General features: G+C 63.1%; 12 protein-coding genes. 11 read left to right on the forward strand and 1 reads right to left on the reverse strand.

The genetic code is table 11. The features are described 5' to 3' along the window. Nucleotides 1-81 precede the first annotated feature (81 nt). From QW379_07080 to QW379_07115, 8 genes are all read left to right on the forward strand, one after another. Complete coding sequence (locus QW379_07080) at nt 82-756, forward strand: DUF120 domain-containing protein (protein MEM2870166.1); 675 nt, start codon at nt 82-84, stop codon at nt 754-756. A gap of 71 nt (nt 757-827) precedes the next feature. Then, entirely contained in the window at nt 828-1,748 is a 921-nt protein-coding gene (locus tag QW379_07085; protein ID MEM2870167.1) for a carboxypeptidase-like regulatory domain-containing protein, read from the forward strand. A 38-nt stretch (nt 1,749-1,786) separates the two neighbouring features. Next, on the forward strand, nt 1,787-2,929 hold the full coding sequence (locus QW379_07090; protein MEM2870168.1) for a carboxypeptidase regulatory-like domain-containing protein: 1,143 nt from the start codon (nt 1,787-1,789) through the stop codon (nt 2,927-2,929). A gap of 85 nt (nt 2,930-3,014) precedes the next feature. Next, nucleotides 3,015-3,782 (forward strand): DUF2085 domain-containing protein, encoded by a 768-nt coding sequence (locus QW379_07095; GenBank protein ID MEM2870169.1) that lies wholly within the window; start codon nt 3,015-3,017, stop codon nt 3,780-3,782. Between the two features lie 395 nt (nt 3,783-4,177). Next, the gene (locus QW379_07100; protein ID MEM2870170.1) at nt 4,178-4,750 is read left to right on the forward strand and encodes a PRC-barrel domain-containing protein; all 573 of its coding nucleotides are present in this window, start codon (nt 4,178-4,180) and stop codon (nt 4,748-4,750) included. 172 nt (nt 4,751-4,922) lie between these two features. Beyond that, nucleotides 4,923-5,831 carry an ATPase domain-containing protein gene (locus tag QW379_07105; protein MEM2870171.1) on the forward strand — a complete coding sequence of 303 codons (909 nt, stop codon included), beginning with the start codon at nt 4,923-4,925 and terminating at the stop codon, nt 5,829-5,831. 64 nt (nt 5,832-5,895) lie between these two features. Next, complete coding sequence (locus QW379_07110; GenBank protein ID MEM2870172.1) at nt 5,896-6,729, forward strand: transcription elongation factor Spt5; 834 nt, start codon at nt 5,896-5,898, stop codon at nt 6,727-6,729. Between the two features lie 73 nt (nt 6,730-6,802). Then, nucleotides 6,803-7,504 carry a winged helix-turn-helix domain-containing protein gene (locus QW379_07115; GenBank protein ID MEM2870173.1) on the forward strand — a complete coding sequence of 234 codons (702 nt, stop codon included), beginning with the start codon at nt 6,803-6,805 and terminating at the stop codon, nt 7,502-7,504. A 94-nt stretch (nt 7,505-7,598) separates the two neighbouring features. Here QW379_07115 and QW379_07120 read toward each other — a convergent pair whose 3' ends face one another. Beyond that, a complete protein-coding gene (locus tag QW379_07120) occupies nt 7,599-9,080 on the reverse strand; it encodes a hypothetical protein (protein MEM2870174.1) in 1,482 nt (493 codons plus the stop codon). A 174-nt stretch (nt 9,081-9,254) separates the two neighbouring features. Here QW379_07120 and QW379_07125 point away from each other — a divergent pair, with 174 nt between their 5' ends. The 3 genes from QW379_07125 to QW379_07135 all read left to right on the forward strand — a co-directional run bounded on the left by QW379_07125 (nt 9,255) and on the right by QW379_07135 (nt 17,853). After that, nucleotides 9,255-14,504: a tetratricopeptide repeat protein gene (locus tag QW379_07125; GenBank protein ID MEM2870175.1), complete on the forward strand. Its 5,250-nt coding sequence runs from the start codon at nt 9,255-9,257 to the stop codon at nt 14,502-14,504. 192 nt (nt 14,505-14,696) lie between these two features. Then, the gene (locus QW379_07130) at nt 14,697-16,433 is read left to right on the forward strand and encodes a tetratricopeptide repeat protein (GenBank protein ID MEM2870176.1); all 1,737 of its coding nucleotides are present in this window, start codon (nt 14,697-14,699) and stop codon (nt 16,431-16,433) included. Nucleotides 16,434-16,449: 16 nt separating this feature from the next. Next, nucleotides 16,450-17,853 carry an HD domain-containing protein gene (locus QW379_07135; GenBank protein MEM2870177.1) on the forward strand — a complete coding sequence of 468 codons (1,404 nt, stop codon included), beginning with the start codon at nt 16,450-16,452 and terminating at the stop codon, nt 17,851-17,853. Nucleotides 17,854-17,856: the final 3 nt, after the last annotated feature.

Below are 17,856 nucleotides of genomic sequence, written 5' to 3' on the forward strand. Positions count from 1 at the left end.
GCCCATAATCAAGTTTGCGGGGTGCCGCGCCTGCCGTGCCGACCAAAATCAAGATATACCAAAGAAGTGGTAGGTATACCGATGGCGGAGCCCGAGTCTGTCCAGCCAGAGCTCATCAGAATTCTAAAGGAGCTGGCGCTTCTCGGCGGCATCACCGGGACGGTGATGATAACATCCGGCGAGCTCGCGAAAAGGCTAGGGATGAGCCAGCAGTCCGCCTCCAACAAGATTATACAACTCGTCGAAGAGGGTCTGGTCACGCGCAGGATGGGGCCGCGCAAACAGGCGCTCCAGCTGACGCCAAAGGGAATCGGGGCACTGCGCAGGGAGCACTCCGACTACCTGAAGATATTCGAAGGCGCCGGCAGGCTTCTGATTACAGGACAGGTGACCAGCGGCTTCGGGGAGGGCGGGTACTATGTGGGGCAGGAGGCCTACCAAGCCCAGTTCCGCCAGAAGCTAGGGATGAAGCCCTACCCGGGCACCCTCAACCTTCGCGTCAGCGGCCAGGAGCTAGCTAAGTTAATGATACTGAAGGAGTCGCCCGGAATAACGCTGGAAGGCTTCACGAGGGATGGAAGGACCTTTGGAAATGGTCGCATGTTCCGCGCCAGAATTCGAAACCTCTACTGCGCGGTCGTGATTCCCCACCGCAGCCACTATAGCGACATGATAGAGGTGATCTGCGAGAAGAAAATCAGGGACGTGCTGGGCCTGAGGGACGGCGACAGTGTCAGGGTGGAGGTGATTCTCTGACCTGGAATGGCTGCGGAGGCGGCGGGCGGGCCGGAGCGCGCGCGGAGGGGGCGGGCGGTGAAGGAGACGCTGTGAAGGAGAGGGGGGCGAGCAGGGACCCGAGGCGGGAGGGCGGTCGGGAGTCTGGAAGGGAGGCGGTAGGTTCCAAGGAGCGTGATGGAGAGGGTGGCATAACAAGCTTCCGAGAAGGGGGTAGGCCATGCGGCGCTAGAGCGGGCGCCGTAACCAAAGAGCTAGAGGGTGGGGAGGGCAGCCCCTCCACCGTGGTTGAGCAGGACGAGCCTCGCGGGTGTGGCTCGGAGAGGGGGGCCGCCGCCGGAGTGAGTCCGCCCGCCAGCCCCGGACGCCCGAGGGAGCTAATGGCCTCCCACGAGCTGCCGAGGAGGGGGGGAGCGAAGAGGAGCCTCAAACCGGCCATCGCTGGGGTTCTCCTTTTAATTGCGGCTTCCGCGGGTTTTGTGACCTCCGGGAGGTACATCGGAGCGCCCCACCTCCCGTGGCTTCTCGGCTCCCATGGCGAGCTCACCGGGGAGATCAAGAATGAGAGCGGCGGGGGAATTCAGAACGCTACCGTGTGCGTTCTCGAATTGAGGAGCGTGTCGAACGAGACTGGATACTTCAGGCTTTCCGGTGTGCCGACCGGCAGGCAAGAGGTTGTTGTGGAGGCTGACGGCTACAAGAAACTCAGGTTTATCACCCTCGTATATGAAGCGCCCGTGAAGCTCTCGCTCAAGCTCAAGGAGGGCAATGGAACGGAGGTGGTTGACGAGCATCCCCAGCAAGTCAGCTCCTTATATACATGCGGGGCCCTTACTCTGGTCTTCAGCGCCGTCGTGCTGGGGGGGGCTTTTTCCGCCATGAGGCGCAAACGATACACCATTGCGCTGACAGGGGCCATGGTCGGTCTCGCGCTCCCACCCTTTCCAATCGCCACCGTTCTCTGCCTAACCGCGATCGCACTGCTGATATTCTCGAGGGGTGAGTTCGGCTGAGGAAGGATGTCGGGTCGGGAGCAACCCGGCGGAAGCGCGTGGGTGACGCAGGGCTCCCGTGCGGGCAGTCAGGAGATTGTGCCTCGCAGAGGGAAACGGATGGGGGTGAGGCTCCCCACAGACCGCCGGCCAGGGAAGGAGGGAGAGGCCGGGGACCTCCCGCGCTGAAAAGGGTCGCATCGTTCCTCTTCCTCGCCTCCTTCGTCCTTGGAGTCTTGAACGCTGCGTACGCCATAATCGGAATCGCGGGCGTGTCGACGCCCGACGGGACCCACGTCTCTGGGACATGCGAGCTCTCCGGCGAGGTCCGAGACACCGCCGGCCGCCCCATCGTCTGCGCCACGGTCATAGTCACCGACGCATCCCTGTCGGCCCTGACGGACGAGAGCGGGTGGTACGTCATTAAGGGAATTCCCCCGGGAGTCCACCGCGTCGAGGCCACGGCGCCGGGCTATAATAGGATGTCCGTCAGAGTGGACCTGAGGCCCAGCCTGCTGAAGTCCATGGACTTTACGCTGGAGTACGGGGGTGCAGACTTCTACTTGGACGAGGCATTGGGCGAGAGCTTCTCTGAGCCCGTGGCCTCCCTACTTTGGACGGTGCCGCTGCTCCTTTCGTGCTCCGTCTGCGCGCTTGCGGCGGCGCTGCTGTCCCTCGGAAGGAGACCGGGAAGGCTCGCGCTTGCGCTCGGCGCAGCATCGATTCCCTCCCTGGGGTTTGGTGTAGGGAGCGCCCTCGCGGCCTTCGGAACGGTTGCGCTCGCTCTTCATATCACGGGCTGTCGCTGGCTCAGGCGAGCAAGACGCCCCGCGGGCGCGCCCGGGCCCGTAATGCTCACCAACCAGAGGTGGAGGGCGGGGAGCGGAGAGAAGGCCAGCGCCACGGGAGCTACCCCCCCTCCCGGGCAGACAAAAATGCCCGCTCCCGCGCCCTCGCCGATGGAGGGAGGCGAAGGGGGGGAGAGAGAGACTTGCGCGGAAGAAATCCGGGGGCGCGTTGCGCGATATGCAATTGGGAGGAGGCGAATCAGTCAGGAAAGAGCGCTCTGCTGCGTCTGCATTAAGGAAATCCATCCTGGCCAGAGGTACATCAAGTGCGTTTGCGGCCGGAGAATGCATTTCGCATGCGTCCAAGAGCCGAAGTGTCCGGAGTGCGGCCATCCATTCAGAGCAGGGAAGTGAGCCAATTGCGGAGTGATTTTGAGGACAGCCCGGCGGGAGTTGTGGGGCCAGCGGCTCCGGAGGGATTTGGAGGCGGGGTGAGGGAATGATGAGCCGGGAATTCTGGAGATGGCTCTCGCGGCTGAGCAGTGGCACGGTCCAGAAAGGCTTCCACCCACTGGTTCTTATTCCCGCCGCAATCACCCTCATCTGGGCACTGCTGAACGTCCTAGCACCCCTCTCGCTGCCCCCGGGCTCGGTGACGGGTCTCTCGGGCTCGGTCGGTGTCATCGATAACGGCGAGCTCACGGCTCACATGAACCCTCTCGCTAAGGCGATTTACGAGAGCGGGGACGTGAACTGCCACCAAAGGGCCGACCGGTCCATTTTCATCAACGGCAACCAAATGCCCTACTGCGCCCGCTGCACCGGAATCTTCCTGGGGCTCGCGCTGGGCACCGCTCTCTCGCTATATTTCGTCGTGGAGCTCAGGCTCTGGCAGATTCTCCTCGGCCTCGGGCCGCTCGGTCTCGACGGCGGAGGGCAGCTCCTCGGCCTCTGGGAGAGTACAAACCCCGTGCGCATCGTCACGGGCGCTCTGGCGGGCGGGGTCACGGGCATTGCGCTCGGCTACATCTTCTTCGTTCTCGAGAGCTTTCTGGGGGAGAGGCTGGGGAGGAGGGCGGCGGGACTGGGCGGCGTCAATAGAGCCCCTCCGCGCCCCCAGGATGCAGAAGACAACGTTCGATGTGGTGATGAGGGCGAGAATTCCAAGCCCGACGGGCTCGAGGGTGGCAACGCCGCCGAGGTACGCTCCCAGGATAATAATAAGGAGCGAGAGCTCGACCCCGCTCCAGAAGAGCCCCGCAAATAGCCCCACAAGAAGGCCGGCCCGGGGCGTGAGGGTACCACCTTTTAGGGCTCCCATGTAGCCGGCCGCGAATGGCGCAAGCGTGAAGAGGAGAACAGTACCGATGGGCGCCGCGAGAAGGAGGAGAAGCGAGAGGGCCAGAACTCCTAGAGCGACTAGCAATCCCCTGACCATCGCGCCCAGAGGTGGCCCTGCCATTGGGGCTGTATCGGTGGCCGGGCTATAATACTTGATGCCAGCCCCCGGCCTAGGAGGCAAGCGAGCCGCTCCCCAGACGCGCAGCCGCGGAGCGGATTACGCGCTCCATCGGCTGGGCGTGTCCTGTCGTTTCTTTTATATAAAATTTCCCAGTTAGTTAAATAAATTCATTCTTCAGTTAACTGTAGGGGTGCGTCCCTATGGTCTGCTTATCCGAAATAAAGAAAATGGAGGTGCTGAGCTCGGATGGGAGGGCGATCGGGCACGTCGATGACATCACAATTGATGATAAATGGTCCATCAAGGGCTTCACCATCAAGCTGGACAAAGAGGTGGCGCGCTCGATGGGGAAGCAGACCCCGCTGCTCTCCGCGCTGAAGCTCGATGTGGGCCTAGACATAATCAAGTCCATCGGGGACAAGGTTCTCCTCAACCAGCCTGTATCGGAGCTCGGAGCCCACATGAAGACCCAGGAGGGCGTGAGGAGGGTCTCGAGCTTCATGGGTATGAAGGTTGTGAGCACAGAGGGCAAGATTCTCGGAAAGGTCGACGACATTGCTTTCGAGCCCTACACATGGAAGATGCCATCCCTCCACATAACCGTTCCGCGTGACGTTCTGGATGCTTTGAAAGCGAAGAAGCCGATACTGGGCAAAGGTACCCTCAGCCTATCGATGGTCCATGTGAAGAGCATCAAGGACTACGTGATGCTTGACACCGACTACGAAGGCCTGAGCAGAATTCTCGAGACCTCGACCGTGAAGGCGCACTGAGCACCCCGGAGCTCCCCCGCTCGGCCGGCGAGGGCGCACCCGCTCTTCCGGATGCGACCGGGATGGGGCCGTCCGAGAGCGGGGTGCCGGGGGAGTCTGCCGGTTATTGGATGGACTGTGAGGGGCAGAGAGAGATAGATAGATATATACGGACAAGAGAATCAACATAAGCGTGGCGCGCAAAATAAAGAGCGGGATACTTGGCCTGAACCCCCTCCTGGACGGAGGAATCAACGAGAACTCCGTCACGGTCGTCGTCGGTTCCTCGGGGGCCGGGAAGACGATTTTCGCCACCCAGTTCCTCCACTGGGGCCTCCAGACCGGGCAGGAGGGAATCTACATCACTCTCGACGAGCCCCCTGAGCAGCTGCTCAACGAAGCGGAAGAGATGGGGTGGGGGGACCTGAGGGACTACATGAAGGAGGAGAGGATGGTCTTCATAGACGCCACTGGGAAACAGTTCACCGAATTCATAAAGAGGGAGCTGGCGGACTTCGTCCGGGAGTGGAGAGGCTCCGGTGCCAGAATTGTCGTGGACCCCCTGACGCCGGTGCTATGGTCCTCGCAGACCAGGTACGAGCAAAGGGACCTCGTATCTTTCATGATGCGCGAGGTGAAGAAGATGGGGACCGTGCTCTGCACCCTCGAAGAGCATGGCACCGCCGGGGACCTGTCCACACCGGAGACCATCATTCCCCTCTACATATCCGACGCCGTGATTCATCTCAGGTATGTGGCGAGGGAGGGAGAGGCGAGCCGGATGCTCAAGATTGTCAAGTGCAGGAGCAGCCGGCACAGTCACCGCTCCCACCCCTACCGGATCATTAAAGGCGCGGGACTCGTGGTCGAGCCCGATGGCCCGCCGCCGGCTCGGCCCTCCGAGAGGGTGACCGCTGAGTCCGCGCGGGAATACTTCAGAAAGAAAATCGCAGCGCTACCGAGGGAGAAGTTCGAGATGGTTCCTGAGAGGACCTGGAGGGCGCTGGACAGGATGATAGAGTGCGCCGCGCAGGAGAGCGCCGAGGGCGTGGAGCTCTCAAGGGTGGTCTCGCTGCTCCTGCAGGAGCTTGGTCAGGAGTAGAGGAGCCGCGGGCGAGAACCACAAACAATAAATATGGCGACGCAATAGTGCCGCCGAGCGGAACATGACGAAGAAAGGCCAGAAGCAAATGAGGTGGACGGACGAGCTCGTTATCCAGAAAATCAGGGAGCTCAGCACCACAGGCAGCATAAACCTCGAGCGCGTCCGGCGGGAGGACAATAGGCTTCTGATGGCAGCCCGGCACAGGTTCGGGTGCTGGGAGAACGCCGTCAGGGCCGCCGGCCTTGACTACAGCAGCGCCCGGCTCACCCCGCCGCCGAAGTGGAGCAAGGAGCAGATTCTGACGGAGATACTCAAAATCCTGAGCACGAAGGGCGAGGGTTTCAGGGGAATCACCAGGCTCAACAAGTCACTCTACACAGCCGCCCAGACACACTTCGGGAGCTGGCAGAAGGCCATCGAGGCTGCGAAGACCTTCCAAAAAACGGGCTCCCCGCCCTCGATGAAGGTCTTCACCCTGAAGACATCTTTCGGCAAGGAGGAGGAGGTGGCGGAGTCGATTCAGGCGCGGTCCCGGAGCAACCGCGCGGTGAAGGTAGGCAAGGTAATCAGCACTCCGAAGCTCCGGGGCTACATATTCGTGGAGGCGATGGACGAGAACGAGCTGATATCCCTAACGAGCGGAATTCGGCATGCGCGCGGGGTGATCGGCCAGGCCTCCCCAGAAGAGATAAGAAAGTTCCTGATGCCTGAGCACCCGGCTGAGGAGCTGAAGGAGGGGGATCTGGTCGATGTAATCAAGGGGGATCTAAAGGGCGAGCAAGGACGAATCAAGAGGATAGGCCCGGAGGAGGTAGCGATAGAGCTCGTGAACGCGATCGTGCCCCTAACGGTGAATGTGAAGCTGGACCAGCTTAGAAAGTCAGCACCGGGCTGAGCTCCTCCGAATCGTCCTGCCCTCCCCTGCTCCTCCGATAGATTTTTTAAAGCACCGGTGATTAGAGGAGGCGATGCTGGGAAACGGAGGCGGGGTGGGTCCAGCGCTCAGACGCGCGCTAGGTGCTTCTCCGGGTGGTGTCCGGCCCCCGCCCGCGAACGATTCCCTCCTGATGAACCCCACTCGCCTGCGGCTTTTTCATATTCTCTGCAACTCCCCCTGCTTAACCGTCAGGGACCTCTCTCGTGCGCTGGGTATGGGGGCGCCCACCGTGCTCTGGCACCTTAGGAGGATGATTGCGAGGGGTCTCATCGCCCGGAATCGCCTGGCCGGTCGGGTCGCTTACTATCCAGCGGGCGTGCTTGAGGAGGAGGACGTCCGCCTTCTGGCCATCGTGAACGCGGAAGGGAGGAAGCGCGCAGTGCGGGCGGCTCTGGAGAGACCCGGAATGACGCAGGAAGAGCTCACCGCAGAGGCACGGTGCAGCGCCTATACCCTGCGCCGGCTGGTCAGCGGAGGGGCCCTCGAGGTCCTCAGGGACGGGAGATATAGGCGCTACTATCCATCCGCGCACCTGAAGCAGAGGCGCGAGGCGTTCGAGAGGCGAGCTAGGCGCTACAGGCATCTGCTTCTGGTACGTCTGGAGGAAGAGGGCCTCGCCCCGGAACTCTCCGTTCGCGAGCCCGGCGAGTTCGAATTCAGGGTCAGGATCGGCTCACGGAGCGAGGCCCTTGACATTCTCCGGAACCCCTATTATTTCGAGAAAGCTGTGTAGGGGTTTTCTCTCCAAAACTTAAAAGTTCGGTGGAATTCTTCCCGGTGCGCCCACACGTTCCCGTCAGGGGGTCGGTTTTTCTCCCCGCGGGCCATCAATCTCTCAGAATCTGCACGCTCCCGCACTTCGGGCAAGCAGCCTTCACAGGTCTCTGGGCGACCTTAACTTGGAACATCGCACCACAGCTGCCACAGCTGTACTTCCTCGGGCCTGCCGGGGCCTCCCTCGCCGGAGGAGGGGCCGGCGCCGGATACTCTGGCTGCTCGGGGGCCGGGGCCTGATAGGGTTGGTACTGCGTTTGCTCGGGGGCCGGCGTCTGGTACTGCTCGGGCTGGGGTTGCTCTGGGCCGGGGGCCGTGTACTGGGACTGGTCGTACTGGGGCTGCTCCTGCTGGACCGGCAGATAGAGCGGCCCCTCCGAGGGAGCCACGGGCTCGTACTTCGGCTGCTCTTGGGCAGGCGTCGGCTCCCATGCCGGACCCTGCGCGGGAGGGGACGGCGAGGGCTGGGGCGGGGCGGTCGCCGGCAAGGGGGCGAGTTGCTCGGGCGATGGCGCGCTGCTGATCTGCTTGGAAATGGTCCTCGCCAGATACTCCGCTTCTTTTGCGAGATAGTCGGCCGTGCGGTAGTCTTTTTCCTCGAGTGCGCGCTTCGCCCGCGCGAGCAGAGCCTCTGCCTCACCGACGTCCACTCCAGCGGCTTTTGCGCGGCTTATCGTTCCCGAAGTGCTGGAGACTAAATACCTTACCCCTTTCGCCACCACCTCATCCCTCAGCTCCTTGAGGTCCTTGATGAGCCTCTGCGTGGAATCGAGCGCCATCTCCGGGGCAGCTCTCTTAAGATGCTGGAGGGCCTCGCTGTACCTCTTCTCTAGGGCCGAGACATCGAGGCCATAGTCCCTCATCTCGTCGAGCAGCTCCCGGACGCCCTCAAGGTCGTACCTGACATTGCAGTAGGGGCACTCCTTGATGTCCATTTCCATCGCCAGAACATTCTGCTCCCTAAGTCGGAGCTCGCTCTCCGCGGCGGCGACCCTGGCCTCCCTCCTGGCTAGCTCACCCTCTTTCGCCTCAAAGCCCGCCGCCGCAGCCTCCCTCTCCGCTAGAAGCCGGGCCTTTTTCTCTAGTTCCCCTGCGACTCTCTTAAGCTCCCCCTCCCGCGCCTTAAGAGCCTCTTCTCTTTGCTTCAGTGAGCCAATTCGCTGGGAGAGGAGGTCTGCGCCCTTCTTCAGCGCCGCTTCCTTCTCCCTGAGCTCCGCCGCCTTTCTATCCAGTGCCTCTTTCTGGGCCTGGAGCTCGGTGGCGATTCTCCTGAGCTCGTGGGGGTCGGGCGTCGCCGGTGCCCTCCAGCTCTGGGTGGCCGTGGGCTGGACGGCTCGATAGGGCTGGGCGCCCGTAGCAGGAGGTGTGTACTCATCTCTCCGAATTCTTCTCGTGGGCGGAGCTTGCTGGGCCTCCGGTTTGGGATAGCCCGGGTCGCCCCTGACGCTGGACATTATCGCCCTGAGGTCCTCCATTCCACCGGATTCCTGAGCGCTATCTTCGGGCCGGGAGTACCTGCCCCATCTCTGGTCCACGCTATCACCCCTGCCTCCGCAAAACCGTATGTTGTTAAGGTATATAGATATGGCGCAGGAGAGGGCGCTTTACTTCTAAATTTATTATATTTATGTTAAAAATTGTTAGATTAATATTCGATTTTACAATTTAAATATTATATATCGAATATTTTATAAAATTTTAGAAACATCATGGCAGGGGACCCGGAGAAAAAGAAGGGGTTGGTCCGCGATTTCAAGGCTCGTTGGAGCCGTGTCTCCAGAGTTGACATTGGCAAGTGCCCCTTCTGCGGTAACCCACTCAAGGACGAAATTGCCCCCTGCAGTCTGTGCGGAGGCTCCAGAGAGGGCGTTTCGGGCATCACACGCCCTCCAGGCCCCGCCCCCGTGCCCCCTCCCCCTGAGCCCCTACCGGAGCCGGTGGGAGAGGAGCTTGAGATAAAGAAAGACGAGAGGGACTGGAAGGCCTGGATAGTGCAAGGTGACATCTATTACAACTCCGGTCATCTGCAAAAAGCCCTTGAGGCCTACGACCGCTCCCTCTCCATCCGCCCCTCTTTCGAAGCCCTGAACAACAAGGGTCTGGTACTGCATCGAGAGGGCAGGCACGCCGAGGCTCTGGAGTGCTTTGAGAAGGCCGTGGAGCTCAACCCGGACGATGAGAACCTTTGGTATCACAGGGGCAACGTCCTTCGCGAGCTCGGACGGCACACCGAGGCGATGGACTCCTACGACCGGGCGATATCCCTGAAGCCCAACTTCGAGAGGGCCTGGGCGGCGGCGGGGCACGCCCTACTGGCGATGGGCCGGAACGAGGAGGCAATTATTTGCTTCGAGTCGGCGCTGAGAATTCAGCTCGATAATGAGCACACCTGGCACGCGATAGGCAGCGCCCTCCTCCGCATGAAGAGATACGACGAGGCCGAGACTGCCCTCGCCAAGGCTGTCGAGATACGGCCCGACTACTGGGAGGCCTGGTATGAAAGGGCCGCACTCTCGCTCGAGAGGGGACGTTTCCAAGAGGCCATCGAGTTTCTCAGAAAGGTCACGGAGCACAACCCCCGCCACTGGCGGTCCTGGCTCGAGCTCGGTGCCCTTCTCATGGATAAGGGCGATGAGAGGGAGGCGCTACTATGCTACTCAAAGGCCTCAGAGAACAGCGCCGGGAGATGGGAGGTCTGGAGGGCGCTCGGGCAATGCTACCTCGGGATGAAGAGATATCAGGAGGCCTCCGCAGCTTTTACTAAAGCCACGGAACTCAACCCGGCCAACTCCGCCCTTCTGCAGGAGGCGGCGGAGGCGCACTACCTCGCCGGCAGGCCCGAGCTCACGGTTCAGGCGGCGGAGAAAGCTCTCGCTCTTGGTGAGACCTCCCAGGCGCTGCTGACGCTCGGCACTGCCTTCCTCCGCACCGGAAGATTTCGGGAGGCGCTGGAGCGTCTCGATAAGGCCGCCTCTCTCGATGCCGGCTCCCCAAGGGTCTGGCTCGAGAAGGCGAACGCCCATAAAATGCTCGGGGAGCGCGATAAGGCCCTCGAGGCCTGCGAGAGGGCGCTTTCGCTCAACCCTAGATATGAGAGGGCTCTGGGCCTGCGCTCGGAGATTCTCTTCGAAATGGGCCGCTGGAGGGAGGCACTGGAGGCGGCGGACGCCGCCCTCGCCCTCAGACCATCTCTGGAAAAGCTCGAGAGAATCGCCGAGCTGCGCGAGATGCTGATCATCGCGGAGGCAGAGAAGTGGAGGAGAGAGGCTCCCTTACCCGAGGCCGCGCCCCTGACGCCAGAGGAGCTGGTCAGGCTCGGCCTCGAAGCCGGCGCTCCCGCGGTCTCCCCGCCCCCGCCGGTCGAGGTCCAGCCCCCGGAGGCGCTCCCACCGGAAGAGCTGGTGGCAGTGGAGGCGGAAGCCTTGCCCGAGGCCGTGCCGGAGCTCCGCGAAGGTCTGGAGACGGAGGAGCCCGCTGTCCCCGGGCTTCAGACGGAGTCGCTTGCGGCAGTGCCCGCCAAGGGAGAGCCAGAAGGAGCCGGGGCCCCGGTGGCCGAGGTGGGTAGGGAGGTGGAGGAACCCGGCCCCATCGAATTCGAGCTAGTTGAGAGGCCGCTGGTCTCTCGTGATGTCGCGCGGCCTCCGGCCAGACGTCCATCGATGAGGGAGAAGGGCCTGACAAATGGCCTTGGGCTGACCAACGGCCGTGTTCCGGGAGTCGGAATCGGAGCGGGGCGCAGCCTGAGCAACGGAAGGAGCGGCATAAACGGCCGCGGGCTGACGAATGGGCGCGGCATCATTAATGGCCGTGGCGTCATCAATGGAAGAGGCGCGATAAACGGCCGCGGCCTCATCAACGGGAAGGGCATAATCAACGGGAGAGGGCCTTCGGGCCGCCAGGGCCTCATCAACGGAGTTCCACCAGAGGCCCCGGGTCCCTACGCAGCTCGTCTCCGGAGTAGGAGGGCCCGGAGAAACATGAGGCTGGCCGCGACTGTGCTCGCCGCGGCTGCGCTCATCCTCGCCCTCCCCTTCGCCGCCATGATTCTGATGAGGCCAGTGGGAATAGAAATCAATGGCGATTTCTCCGACTGGCTCGGCATCCCGTCCCTTCCCGACAGCTTCGAGGACATGGTCGCCGAGCCGCGGCTCAACATCCTGAACGTGAGTACTGTTGTGGAGCTGGGCAGAGCCTTTTTCCGAGTGGATGTCGTGGGCAGAATTCTCGATGGGCCTCCGGACGGTGTGGACGTTCTGCGAGTCTTCATAGACGCCGATTCTTCATCGCGCACCGGCTACTTGATAGCGGGCATCGGCGCCGACAGACTCATCGAGGCCTGGGGGTACAACAACACCGTCCGCGGAACCGAGCTGCGGGCCTTCAACGCCAGCCGCCCCAGGCTCGACTGGAATGGCTGGAACCTTATCGGGAGCGCTAGCGCCGCCGCGAGGGGCCGCAGCGCCGAGCTCGGGGCGGCCCTCTCGGACCTAGGCCTCATCGAGGGCAGGACCTATCTGTGTGTTGCTGAACTGGACGACGGGAAGGGCCATAGGGATGTCTCGGACCTCGTGCTCGGGAGCGAGGGAGGAGCGCTTTTAGTCGAACAGAGTGGACTCGTGCCGGAGGTCGTGAACTCGACCTGCGAGCCCCTGCCGATTCTGAGGGCCAGCCTCCGCGCGCTCGTAGCCGAAGTGCCACTCTGTGCGCTCTTGCTCGAACCACTCGGCACCTCCCGGGACCGACCGACGGCTCTCTTGAGCCTGACCATTCACCTCGACACAAACCGCAACGGCGTCGTGGACGGTGGCGAGCCGCCGCTCGCAACCGCCGCCCCGACCAGCGGGGGGTGGCAGGTGTGGCTCCCCGACCCTCTCGTAGTCACGCCGGGAAAAGAAATCGAACTCCTCGTCTCAGGCCTCTTGCGGCCGGATGCCGGGCTCGGCTCGCCAGTCGGGGCGAGAATTCCCGCGATGGACGGAGCATTACTCGGGAGGGGGGCCGCCACCATCAGAGGGGGTGGCTCGCTGGGCTTCGTCATCTCTCATTCCCCGGGAATAACCATTGATGGCTTCTTCAGCGACTGGGCCCACGTCACCATCCTTAACGACACTGACGACGCCCTCCCTCCGGACATCGACATCCTGCACTATGCCTTCGCCTCGGACAGCCGCTCCCTCTCTTTCTACATGGACGTCGAGGGGGAGATGCTGGGCGGTAATGCGATTCCGGCCTTGGCCAGGGGCAGGCCCGGGAAGCCCTCGCCGGTGCAACCCGGACCACCACCGGTTCCCCTCCCCCTGCCGGTCGTCACTGGGGAGGACACCGCCGCGGTCCTGATAGACGCGGACCGAAACCCGCGCACGGGAGTTCAAATCTGGGGAGGAATCGGGGCTGATTTCTGCATTCAGGTACGGGGCAGGGAGGGGAGGGTGACAAGCGCGGAGTGCCACAGGGCGAACGCCTCCGGAGGCTGGGAGCAGATCGGGCCCGTCCCCGCCGGAGCGGACGGTTGCCGTCTGGAGACGCAGGTCACGTTCGGGCTCCTCGGCATTCCCCCCTCGCAAGTGGACGCGGTTCTCTACACCACGGACTGGACGGACCGGAGGGACTACACCGAGCCCTCGCGCGGCCGTGGCGGCGCGCTGGACATCAGCGGCAGGAGCATCCTGCCTCCGGCCGTCACAGCTGGCGCGGTCTGGCCGGCTCTGGCCCTCACGATGACAGCTTCCGGCGGCGACGTCGTTCTGACCTCGCTGGAGCCGTCGCTGCTCGGCACGGCGTCGGGCCTGGACGCCCCCCGCGCCCACCTCTTCGCGGACACGGACCACGACGGCGAGTTCACCGGAGCCGACGAGCTTGTGCTCGGTGGGGAGGCGACTTTCGCCGACGGCCGCTACCTCATCTCGCATGCCCCCCTCCTGATTCCGGAGGGGCGGACGCTTCTCCTTTTCGTCGCGGTGGAGCTATCGGCAGCAGCGGTGTCAGGGAGAACGCTCGGTCTATCTCTCGAGCGGCCGGAGAGAGTCGAGTCGACCGCCATCTCGGTGTCCGGTGATTTTCCGCTCGCATCGGAGCTCGCTGCGATCGCTCCGGGCCGCGGCCGGGGAGGGTGGGAGGCCGAGGAGGGCTGGCTCGTCGTCGCCCTCCCCTCGCCCTGCCAGCTCGTCCCGGCGGAGTTCGAGAGCGGCTTGCGCGACCCGGGCCGGGGCCCATCGGGGGGCTGGCCATCGAGCTGGACCTGGCTGACCAACGACAGCGACAACAAGGGCGCGAGCTTCAAGGACATTGACATCCTCTCTCTCTGGATGTACGACGACTCAAATTACATCTATTTCAAAATAAATCTCGAGGACCTCGCCACGCTCTATATCAACGACGAGTGGAACTTCTACTTCAAGACCAATGACTCGAGCAACAACAACTACGACATGTGGTATAGGGTCTCGCTGAGGTGCACGAGCACCGCTACGCCTTCATTCAGCTCCTCGTTGAGCAGCTACACCGGCAGCGGCACGCCTGACAGGGGTGACTCCTGGACGGTGAACGAGACCAACACCGGCAACTCGACCCTTGACGGGACGATGTACGGCTACTGGTTCGACCAGCAGAACGACTCGGTGATGTTCTATGTGTCCAAGTCCTCGATATACGGAAACCTTCTCGGGCCGGGCAACACGACCAGCGTCTATGCCGACACCTGGTATTACAGCAACAACAAGTGGCGCAGGTACGATCGCGCGCCGGGCGCAAACAAACTCTTGGACTACACCATGATACCCGAGTTCGGGGAGATTCTCGCGCCCGTCGCAGGAAGCATGATATTGTTCGCGCTGTTGAGGAGAGCTGGGTGGCGCAGAGGGCGTTTCATAGGGGAATCCAGAAATGTGTCTCCCCGGCGGCCGGGATGCGGGAGGAAAAACCATCGGAAAAGATGCGGGCGCGGGCCGGCGAGCCGGTGAGCGCGGCCAAATTTAAATATCTATATATATCCTGAAACTCTTTTACTGCCGTAATTGGAAAAATCGCCGCGGAGGCGGGAGGAGTTGAAGAGCTGCCCGGTCGGGAGGTTGCGAAGTTTTACAAACCCGTCACGAGGGGCGGGAAGCCAAGACAGCCGATGGGCGCTTTTTAGAGAGGAAGGTGCTTTTTAATTGCGCGGACCAGAGCTCGAGAGGGAGGTCCCCTCCCCGCTGAGCTGCCCGGGCTGCGGGGCAGTTCTTGCTCCTGGAACAGCCAGATGCCCCGCCTGCGGGATGAGCCTCGGCGGCGCCTTCCAGCCCACGGGCGCGGGGAGGCCCGGCGATTCCGGCGAGGAGTTCGAGGACGAGGAGCCCGAGCGCCCCGCCGGGCCAGTCCCGAGGTGCCCGCGGTGCGATGCTCCGGTGGGATTGAAGGATGTCCGATGCGCACACTGCGGCTTCGAGCTCAGATTCCCCGGCGAGGCAAGGACCCCCCCGCCGCCTTCGGCCGCGCAGAAGCTGCTCGCCTCCCTCCCCCTCGCGCCCCCTCCTACGCGAGAGCCAGCGCCTCCCCCGCCCGCCCCTCTCACTCCTCCACCCGCGACGCCTCCGCCAGCGCCTCCGGTGGAGCGCGTCCCCCCGGCCCCTATCCCGCCCGCCGGCCCCGCGTCCCGGCCTCCTCCGCCGCCTGTCCCCGCGCCCCCGCCGCAGACGCTCGCACGGCCGGCGCCGGCGCCACCGCCCGCGAAGACCATTCCTGTGGTCCCTCCCGCGCCCCGCCCGCCCGACGAGAAGAGGGCCGCGAGGGAGAGGTTCATGGTGCTCGGCAGCGAGATTCTTATCGGCCTCGGGATCGCAGACGTAGTGGTCTGGGCGGTGCCCCAGCTCTGGACGGATTTCTACATCAACCTCGGAATGTCTCTCGCCAACCTTGTTATTATTCTTTATGTCCTCGGCAGGGCGCAGGCGCACTACAGCGCGGGCTCGAGCGAGATGTCGGACTATGAAAGAAAGAGGGTCGACAGGACGCTCATTGGGCTTTTCATCTTCCTCCTCGTGCCGATTCACGAGGTCCTCAACATATTCCCGCTGGGCTACTACTCACCCTCCTGGACGACCTACGGACCGGCTGGCCTCATCAACCCGATGATAATGCTAATCGGACTGATGGTTGTGGCGTGGGGAATTCAGGGCTCGAGGGAGAGGATGGGCTATTTCGGAATCTGGCGGAACGGAACAATAATTCTCGTTCTTCCCCCGATTTTCGCGCTGGTCCAGCTCTTCGCGCCGGTGCTCATTGCTCCGGAATGGTTCCACCAGACTGTCGGCCTCACCGGGGGCGCGGTGATGGGCATCGCCTTTCTGGTCAAATCCCAAAGGAACAAACAGTTCGAGGAGCTAGAGAGGGCCCTGAGCTGGGGCGATGCCTACGCCGCGCGTGGGCAACTCAATGAGGCCCTCCAGCAATACGACGCCGCGATAAACGTCGCGCACACCCTCTTCTCCCACCTCATCTACAACCCGGACAACCCCTACGCCCAGGTGCGCGTCCCGCCGGCCTACAGCGAGCCCTGGTTCAGGAAGGGCAGGCTGCTCGCCAGAATCGGGGACTACAGGAGTCGGAAGAAGGCGCTGGCGATATTCGACATGATTCTGGAGATGGACCCCGCCAACCTGACCGCCCTGCTCAACGAGGCCGAGATACTGACTGATATGGGCGAGTTCGACGCCGCGGTGCGAGCCTGCGACAGGGCCCTCGCGATAGCGCCCGGCCACCCAGACGCGATGAGGCTCAAGGCGGAGGCGATAAGGGCGGCGCGCAGGGCGGAGGAGGAGAGGGAGAGGGCTAGGGGAGCGGAGTCGGTATTCGATGGCATTGAGCCCTCCGTCCCTGCCTCCGGCCGTCGTACCGGCGCCGGTGGCGGGTGAGGACTGGTGAATTTGGATGGTGCGCAGGAATGCTGAATGGAGTACAGCGGCCACTGGTGGCGGCCGTGAAAGGGCACGCCACAGGGCCAAGGGCCACCCCGAGCCCCGTGTCGAGGAGATGAAGACCGTCCACGACCCTGTCCACGGGAGCCTCGACATCGGCGGGGTCTTTCTCGAGCTCCTCGAGTCGGCCGAGCTCCAGCGGTTGCACGGAATTCGCCAGCTAGGGCTCGCCAGCCTCGTGTTCCCGGGCGCCAACCACACCCGGCTAGAGCACTCCCTCGGCTGCTGGTACATCGGCAGGAGGATGGCGCAAGAGCTCGGGGTGGAGGAGGGGCTCGAGGAGCTCTCAGCCGCCTGCCTGCTCCACGACCTGGGACACTATCCTTTCTCGCACACCCTCGAGACCGTCCTTCACGACGCGGCAGGAATCGACCACGTCAGGCTGACGCGCGAAATAATCACCGGCAGGACCGACGTGCTGAGGGATGGCGAGGAGCTCCCCGGAAGGAGGAGGGTTTCCGAGATTCTGCAGGAGAGGGGTGTGGATGCGGAATTGGTGGCGGAGCTGGTGTCCGCGGAATTCGGCTCCAGACCCGAGGCCCTTCTGGAAGAATTCGCCGGCAGAGGGCGGAGGGGCAAGCGGGCCCCTCCCGGCTGGCTCGGCGGAATTCTCCACGGCGCAATAGACGCGGACCAGCTCGACTATCTCTTGAGGGACTCGCACTACACGGGCGTCGCATATGGCGTCATTGACCTCCCACGCCTCCTAAGGACGATTGCACCGTGGCAGGGAGGGGTCGCGGTTAGGAAGAGCGGGCTGGCGGCTGTCGAGAGCGTTCTCGTCGCCCGCGCCCTGATGTACTCATCCGTCTACTTCCACCACACCGTCAGAATAGCAGAGATGATGCTCGCCCGCGCGGTCGAGAGGATGGAGGATTTGAAGGAGCTGGATGTGCCCAGAATGGTGGACTGGGAGCTGCTCCAGCACCTCGCGGCCTCCGGCGGTTTCCAGAGGGAGATCGCCCTGAGGTTGAAGTACCGGAGGCTCTTCAAGAGGGCCCACACGGTCCCCCTCGAGGGGCTGGACGAGAGGAGGGCGGAGCGCCTTGCGGAGCTCGAAAAACCGGCCGAGAGGCGCCGGCTCGAGGACGAGCTCGCCCGAAAGGCAGGAGCGCCCGAGGGCTACGTGATTGTGGACTTTCCCTCGAAAGAGCTACTTCTCTCGGAGCCGAGGATGCACAGAACCGGCATCATGATTCTGGACGAGGAGACCGGGCGCTTGAGGCCACTCTCGAAGCACAGCCCCCTCGCCCGCGCATTGCAGCTCAGGAGGGTTCCGGACTGGGCAGTGATGGTCTCGACCGACGCGCGCTTTAGGTCCGAGGTGGCGAGGGCAGCGAGGGCAGCTCTTGAGTGATTC

This window comes from Thermoplasmata archaeon, from assembly GCA_038851035.1.
Taxonomy (GTDB): Archaea; Thermoplasmatota; DTKX01; order VGTL01; family VGTL01; genus JAWCLH01.

What these genes read in the sequence shown, in the direction of transcription:
- QW379_07080 (MEM2870166.1), top strand. Translation starts at nt 82, where the DNA reads ATGGCGGAGCCCGAGTCTGTCCAGCCAGAGCTCATCAGAATTCTAAAG.
- QW379_07095 (MEM2870169.1), top strand. Translation starts at nt 3,015, where the DNA reads ATGATGAGCCGGGAATTCTGGAGATGGCTCTCGCGGCTGAGCAGTGGC.
- QW379_07100 (MEM2870170.1), top strand. Translation starts at nt 4,178, where the DNA reads ATGGTCTGCTTATCCGAAATAAAGAAAATGGAGGTGCTGAGCTCGGAT.
- QW379_07110 (MEM2870172.1), top strand. Translation starts at nt 5,896, where the DNA reads ATGACGAAGAAAGGCCAGAAGCAAATGAGGTGGACGGACGAGCTCGTT.
- QW379_07115 (MEM2870173.1), top strand. Translation starts at nt 6,803, where the DNA reads ATGCTGGGAAACGGAGGCGGGGTGGGTCCAGCGCTCAGACGCGCGCTA.
- QW379_07125 (MEM2870175.1), top strand. Translation starts at nt 9,255, where the DNA reads ATGGCAGGGGACCCGGAGAAAAAGAAGGGGTTGGTCCGCGATTTCAAG.
- QW379_07135 (MEM2870177.1), top strand. Translation starts at nt 16,450, where the DNA reads ATGGTGCGCAGGAATGCTGAATGGAGTACAGCGGCCACTGGTGGCGGC.